This is a genomic window from Neobacillus citreus (genome assembly GCF_018343545.2).
Classification (GTDB): domain Bacteria; phylum Bacillota; class Bacilli; order Bacillales; family Cytobacillaceae; genus Neobacillus; species Neobacillus citreus.
The window spans coordinates 22,241-28,240 of the sequence record NZ_JAGYPE020000031.1 but is presented as its reverse complement, the minus strand read 5'-3'; the positions used below and the strand labels follow the sequence as shown (position 1 = coordinate 28,240).

Here is a 6,000-nt window from a genome sequence, read left to right as displayed (position 1 = left end):
AATTGATCAAGGACACCCGAAACGACTTGGGTTGAGACACTTTTTTCATTTTCTTTATTTACAATCAGTTTAATCGAGGTAGCATGTGCCGAATCTGGCAAAATGATGGCAGCATCGACTTTCTTCTCTTTTACCAACACTTTTGCTTTTTTTTCACTAGCAGGTTCATTTTTACTAACTTCAATAATCGGAATTTGCTGCAATTGCTTAGCCATCATAGTAGACGTTTCATTTGGAGATTCGTTAACAATGGCAACCTTCGTGCTAAAGTCATCATTTGATCCGCCGCCGAATATCGTCATAAATATGACCATTAAGATTACCGGAAAAAAAATCCCCCAAAACCATGCTTGTTTTTCACGGAGCGTTAATTTTAATTGAGCTAGGAACATTTGCTTGAATTGCTTGAGGTTACTCATCTTAATCCCTCCACTCTTTGCCGGTATAAGCGATAAAGACATCTTCAAGACTCATTTCACGAATAGAAACTTGTTCAACCTGATATTCCTTTTCTTTTGTAAATTGAAAAAGGTCAAACAGTAAATCCTGGGGTTTAATGGTCCATAGCTTAAGTGCGGTGCCTTCCCGTTCTGTACGCGTTACAGAATCAAGTCCCTTTGCAAAAAGCTCTGCATCCTGGGCGGCTTTTTCTCCATCAAGGAATGATAATCGTACCTCTCGTTCATTAGTTAACTTTTCTATTAATGCGGAGGGAGAATCCAGGGTTACAACTAATCCTTGGTCCACGATGCACACTCTGTCGCTTAGTTTTTCCGCTTCTTCCATATAATGAGTGGTGAGAATCGTCGTTTTCCCTAATTTCTTAAGCTCAAGAATAATCTCCCAAACATTGCGCCGTGCCTGAGGATCGAGTCCGGTTGTGGGTTCATCCAGAAATACGATGTCGGGATCACTAATCATAGCAAGCCCGATTGCAAGTCGCTGCCGCTGACCGCCGGATAATTTCTTGACTTGATTCTTTCGATGCTCGGTCAGATTGACCAATTTGAGAATTTCTTCAGTGGACCGTGCCTTATCGTAAAATGTAGCAAATAGATTCAAATTTTCTTCAGGGGTCAATAAATCAAACATGGCACTAGATTGCGGCTGTACGCCAATTTTCTTTTTAATCGTTACAGCATGCTTGTTCCAGTTCAATTCGCGAAACTGTATTTCTCCATGATCTGGTGTAACCAAGCCTTCAATCATCTCAAGTGTGGTCGTTTTTCCTGCCCCATTTGGCCCAATGATGGTGAAAATCTCACCCTCTTTTACAGAAAAGCTAATATCTTTTACGGCTTGAATGGATCCGAACGATTTCTTTAAATTCTGGACCTCTAAAATATTCATCGTTACATCACCTTTCCTTGGAAACCAGCCATTTTGTCACATAAGTCCCAATTCGAAAAAACTGTATACCAAGTAATACCTATGTTATGAAATGTGAAAGGATTCATAAATTTTAAAGAAACCTCAGGAATGGATTAGAGAAGGTGTGGAAGCCCATTTTTTTGATTAAAAATCGGGGTTAAAAGGCAGGGAACCTTCAATTCCTTCTAAATGTGGGATTTTTGGGAAAGTTCTCTGTTGATCTAAAGCTTTACGAGTGACTATGCTAGCGAAGAATATTAATTAATATCTTTAATAAATCAGATAAGTATAATTGCCTGTCACCTCCCGCGTTTTGTTAATTCTTCGCATTATTCGAGACGTGACAGGTATGTTTAATTTATAAGCGAACAGTCAGTGGTTATCGTTATTCGAAATTGTAATAGACAGCGGGGAACTCCTGAGTGTCTTCCCGTGGACTATTGCTATTTATTAAATAGTTTTGTCTGAAGAATATCTATGGCGTGGTTAATATCCTCTAAATCTTCTTTCGAAGCATTTTGTATTAGGTTTTGGAAACGGGATTCTACACATGCAAAGGCTTCGTTCATCATGATTTCTCCATCTTTAGAGAGACGAATGTATTGTTTTCGTCGATCCTCGGAATCACTTATCTTTTCAATTAAATTTTTTTCACTTAATTTTTTCACCTCACGACTAGTATTTGGCATCGATATATGCTGACAATCACTAATATCACTAAGGGTAACTGGCTGATTGACGGTTATATACTCAAGAATGTTATATTGAACCGGTGTGATGGAATCAGATTTGGCGTTTCGTGTTAATTCATGTGTCACGCGATGAACTGAAGTTGTAAAAGATACACATTTTAAAAAAAGAGCTTTTTTGTCCATATTTCTCACCTCTTACTGAGAAGATAACAAATTTGTTATCATAATACAATTATCATTTGACAACAAAGTGTAGTGATGTTATGGTTTTGTTATCAAATGATAAGTAACAGGGGTGGGTTATGAAAATCTTGGTTATTTACACGCATCCTAATCACAAAAGTTTATGTTACGCGTTTTTAGAAAAAATCATCAAAGGAAGTAATGAAAATCCGAACATAAAGGAGTTACAGGTCTTAGATTTGTATGAAGAAGGCTTTAATCCGGTTCTAGTGTTTAATGAGAATAAACGAAGACGTGATATGTATTGTGATCCTCAACTTGAAAAATATAGAAAGCAAATTTCTTGGGCTGACAAGATTGTCTTTGTCTATCCAATCTGGTGGGGAAGACCTCCGGCAATGCTGATGGGGTACATTGATCAATTATTTGCAGCAAATTTTGCCTACAAAGATAAGAAGGGGCTTCTGCCAGAGGGACTACTAAAAGGGAAGTCGGTTGTATGTGTGTCTACGATGAAAGGACCTACAAGATATCCACTTTTCTGGTTAAATAATTCGCATAAAATATTGATGAAAAAAGCCTTATTTAATTTTGTAGGGATTAAAAAAGTAAAGTTTTTCGAATTTGGCAACATGGAAAGTCCAAAGGGAAAACAAACAAAAAAACTAGAAAAAATTTATGATTATTTTAAAAAAATATGATGCATGGGGACGGTTCTGCTGCATCATTTTTGTCGAAAAACATAAATTGGAGAATGAGAACCGTCCCTGTGTACCTTGTTATAACACTTTACCCTTCCTTATCTTAAGCATATTTCCGTTCGTTCTGTTCATCTATAACCTTTGTGTATTGCCAAATTAGATCTTCAAAAATCCGGTTCCAACTTTGTGTTAGGGCATAATTTCTACCGGCTATCCCCATTTGCTTTCTAAGTGGAATATTATTTAGTAGTTGAATAATGGCTTTTGTAAAATCCTCCACATTACCCGGGGTGCATAGAATTCCGATTTCACCGGATTTAATGATATTCTTTACACCACCCGAATTCGCTCCTATAACGGGAACGCCACTGGCAAGTGCCTCAAGAACAACATTTCCGAACGTTTCAGTCGAAGATGGAAAGACAAATAGGTCGGATGCGGAATAGGCTTGGGCCAAATATTTTCCATCTAGGTACCCTGTAAAGATTACGTTATTCGGTGCTTGAGCTTCGAGTTTTTCTCGTAACGGGCCATCCCCAATAATTAACCACTGTATTTTTTCATTTAATTCTTCAGGAACAGATTTTATGACCGCAAGTAGTGTTTCCAGATCCTTTTCTGGGGCTAACCTGCCAACGTAAGTAAGCAGGTACTTTCCTTGAGAACTGTAGAGACTTTTGATAGCAGTGGTATCATAATGAGGGTGAAGAAGCTTACAGTCTACGCCTCTAGGAAAAATCTCTAAATTGGTAAATCCATGCTGTTTTAGCTGCTGGTACGTATCAATTGAGGGAACAAACAATTTTTCACATGGTCGATGGAACCAATGCATATATTTCCAAGCGATTTTTGAAAGATATGGCATACCGTAGTACTGTAAGTAACGATCGAAATTGGTGTGATAGGAGCCAACGAGAGAAATGTTTAACTTCTTTGCAAGATAAACACCGCAAAGTCCTATGGAAAAGGGAGTGGCAACATGGATTAAATCCGGAGAAAAGTCCTGGACGATTGACTTGATTTCAAGAAGATTTGGAATTGCTATGCGACATTCTGGATATAAGAAAAAGGGCAGGCTATTATATCGATGAATAGGGCAGGATTGATCTTCTTCTACCGTGGAAGTTGGGGCAAAGACTTTATAGGTAATTTTTTGTTCAGCTAAATAATTTGTCAATCGTTTAAGGGTTTGGGCAACTCCATTGATGTCAGGATAAAATGTATCCGTGAAAATGGCAATCTTCATATCATCCCTCCTCCTTAAAAATGAAGCATTTTTTTATCATCTATCAGATTATCTTTAAAAATATAGCGCCTTCCTATTGATAGATAAGTAAGTGAATGCTTTTGAATTTCCTTAAGTGAATAACAATTTCGCCCATCGATTACGATCGGGTCTTTCATAAAGGATTGATATACTCCAAGTGGAGCATCTTTAATTTGCGCCCAATCTGTTGCAATAATCGCCAGTTCGGCTTCGTGAAGGGCAAATCTAAGATTATATGCATATTCAATCCTATCACCTAAAATGCACTGTGCATTTGGGATAGCAGCCGGATCATAAGCTCTGACAATGGCCCCTTCTTTGAGTAGTTCGTTTACAATCCTAATGGAGGCTGAGCCCCGAATATCATCAGTATTAGGCTTGAATGCTAATCCAAGCAAAGCTACTTTTTTGCCTTGTAACGAGCCGATTGTTTCTTTTGCCAACAAAACAGGCAATGATTGTTGAAAGTTATTGACGTTAATGACAGCCTCTAGTAAATCGAAATGATGTTCAACATCATTGGCGAGTCCTAAAAGTGCTTTTGTATCTTTAGGGAAACAGGAACCGCCATAACCAATTCCTGCTTTAAGAAAGTCATGACCGATCCGTTTATCATGACCAATTCCAAAGGCCACTTCATCAATATCAGCCCCCACCTTTTGGCAAATGTTGGAGATTTCGTTGATAAAGCTAATTTTCGTCGCCAAAAAGGCGTTGGATGCATACTTTATCATTTCTGCGCTTCTAATATCCGTAATAATGACTGGGATATCTAAGGGCTGGTAAAGTTTTTTCAAAATTGAAGCTGCTTCAAGATTATCAGTACCAATCACGATGCGGTCTCCATGGAAGAAATCATGAACGGCTGAGCCTTCCCTGAGAAATTCAGGATTTGAGACCACCTCGGCACGGAGCGTAGGAGCCTTTTGATTATCGATAATCTGTTTAATTAAGTCGTTTGTTCCAACTGGAACCGTGCTTTTTGTGCAAATAATGACGTCATTCTCAATATAGTGAGCTATTTGTTGAGCAGCCTCATCGATATATTTTAGTTCTACTGAACCTCCGGATTTCTCAGGCGTCCCAACGGCAATAAAAATAATTTCTGTATTTGAATAGGCAAGATGAGGGGCAACTGTAAAGACCAGTTTTCCGTTTTGAAGATTTTTTGCCAAAAGCTGCCGAAGTCCTGGCTCGTAGATTGGCAAACGATTGTTTTGAAGCAAGTCAATTTTCTCTTTTTGAATGTCTATGCATGTGACTTGATGTCCTAATTCAGCCAAACAAGCACTAGTAACCAATCCCACATATCCTGCCCCCGCAACGGTAATCTTCATCAAATCCCCCCTAAAGTAGCTTACTTACAATATATTAGGAAAATAAGTATTCTTTCTAAACCTGGTGTTAAAAGAATGTAAAGACTTCATTAAAGGAGGAATGAGGCACGGGGATTCTTGTGCCTCATTTTAAATTTGTCTATTTATTTTTTTCCGTAGTCAGATCATTCCTGCTAAATATGAATCTACCAACGGTCCTGTATGGGTAGAAGTAAGTCATTTTAGTACATATGGAGTATTTGAAGAAGCTTCTTCAGAAGTTATTTCAAATGGATCCGATGTAAATGGCGGCAAATCCCAGAGTGGTCAGTCTGGAAATGAACTTCCTAATACTGCAACAAACAATTTTAATTTAGTAGCAATTGGATTTATTACTATAGTTTTAGGTGGAATTTCTTATTCCTAAGAAAGAAAAAAGTGGCTTAAGGATATCCAATTTGTTAAAAGGC

6 protein-coding genes are annotated in these 6,000 nt (G+C 38.0%); 1 reads left to right on the top strand and 5 read right to left on the bottom strand.

The window, feature by feature from the left end:
• From KHB02_RS16710 to KHB02_RS16700, 3 genes are all read right to left on the bottom strand, one after another.
• A partial coding sequence (locus KHB02_RS16710) for an ABC transporter permease (protein WP_241113909.1) occupies positions 1 to 419 on the bottom strand: 419 nt, incomplete at its 3' end.
• 1 nt (position 420) lies between these two features.
• Positions 421 to 1,350, bottom strand: coding sequence for an ABC transporter ATP-binding protein (locus KHB02_RS16705; RefSeq protein ID WP_213146111.1), 930 nt, complete (start codon positions 1,348 to 1,350; stop codon positions 421 to 423).
• Positions 1,351 to 1,814: 464 nt separating this feature from the next.
• Complete coding sequence (locus KHB02_RS16700; RefSeq protein WP_213146112.1) at positions 1,815 to 2,246, bottom strand: MarR family winged helix-turn-helix transcriptional regulator; 432 nt, start codon at positions 2,244 to 2,246, stop codon at positions 1,815 to 1,817.
• Positions 2,247 to 2,365: 119 nt separating this feature from the next.
• On the opposite strand from KHB02_RS16700, the gene KHB02_RS16695 reads away from it, so the two are divergent.
• Positions 2,366 to 2,947 carry an NAD(P)H-dependent oxidoreductase gene (locus KHB02_RS16695; protein ID WP_213146113.1) on the top strand — a complete coding sequence of 194 codons (582 nt, stop codon included), beginning with the start codon at positions 2,366 to 2,368 and terminating at the stop codon, positions 2,945 to 2,947.
• A 103-nt stretch (positions 2,948 to 3,050) separates the two neighbouring features.
• Here the strand turns inward: KHB02_RS16695 and KHB02_RS16690 are convergent, their stop codons facing one another.
• Together KHB02_RS16690 and KHB02_RS16685 are read right to left on the bottom strand one after the other, a co-directional pair.
• On the bottom strand, positions 3,051 to 4,193 hold the full coding sequence (locus KHB02_RS16690) for a glycosyltransferase family 4 protein (protein WP_213146114.1): 1,143 nt from the start codon (positions 4,191 to 4,193) through the stop codon (positions 3,051 to 3,053).
• Between the two features lie 14 nt (positions 4,194 to 4,207).
• On the bottom strand, positions 4,208 to 5,551 hold the full coding sequence (locus KHB02_RS16685; protein WP_213146115.1) for a UDP-glucose dehydrogenase family protein: 1,344 nt from the start codon (positions 5,549 to 5,551) through the stop codon (positions 4,208 to 4,210).
• Between the last annotated feature and the right edge of the window lie 449 nt (positions 5,552 to 6,000).

What these genes read in the sequence shown, in the direction of transcription:
- KHB02_RS16705 (WP_213146111.1), bottom strand. Translation starts at nt 1,350, where the DNA reads ATGAATATTTTAGAGGTCCAGAATTTAAAGAAATCGTTCGGATCCATT.
- KHB02_RS16695 (WP_213146113.1), top strand. Translation starts at nt 2,366, where the DNA reads ATGAAAATCTTGGTTATTTACACGCATCCTAATCACAAAAGTTTATGT.
- KHB02_RS16700 (WP_213146112.1), bottom strand. Translation starts at nt 2,246, where the DNA reads ATGGACAAAAAAGCTCTTTTTTTAAAATGTGTATCTTTTACAACTTCA.
- KHB02_RS16690 (WP_213146114.1), bottom strand. Translation starts at nt 4,193, where the DNA reads ATGAAGATTGCCATTTTCACGGATACATTTTATCCTGACATCAATGGA.
- KHB02_RS16685 (WP_213146115.1), bottom strand. Translation starts at nt 5,551, where the DNA reads ATGAAGATTACCGTTGCGGGGGCAGGATATGTGGGATTGGTTACTAGT.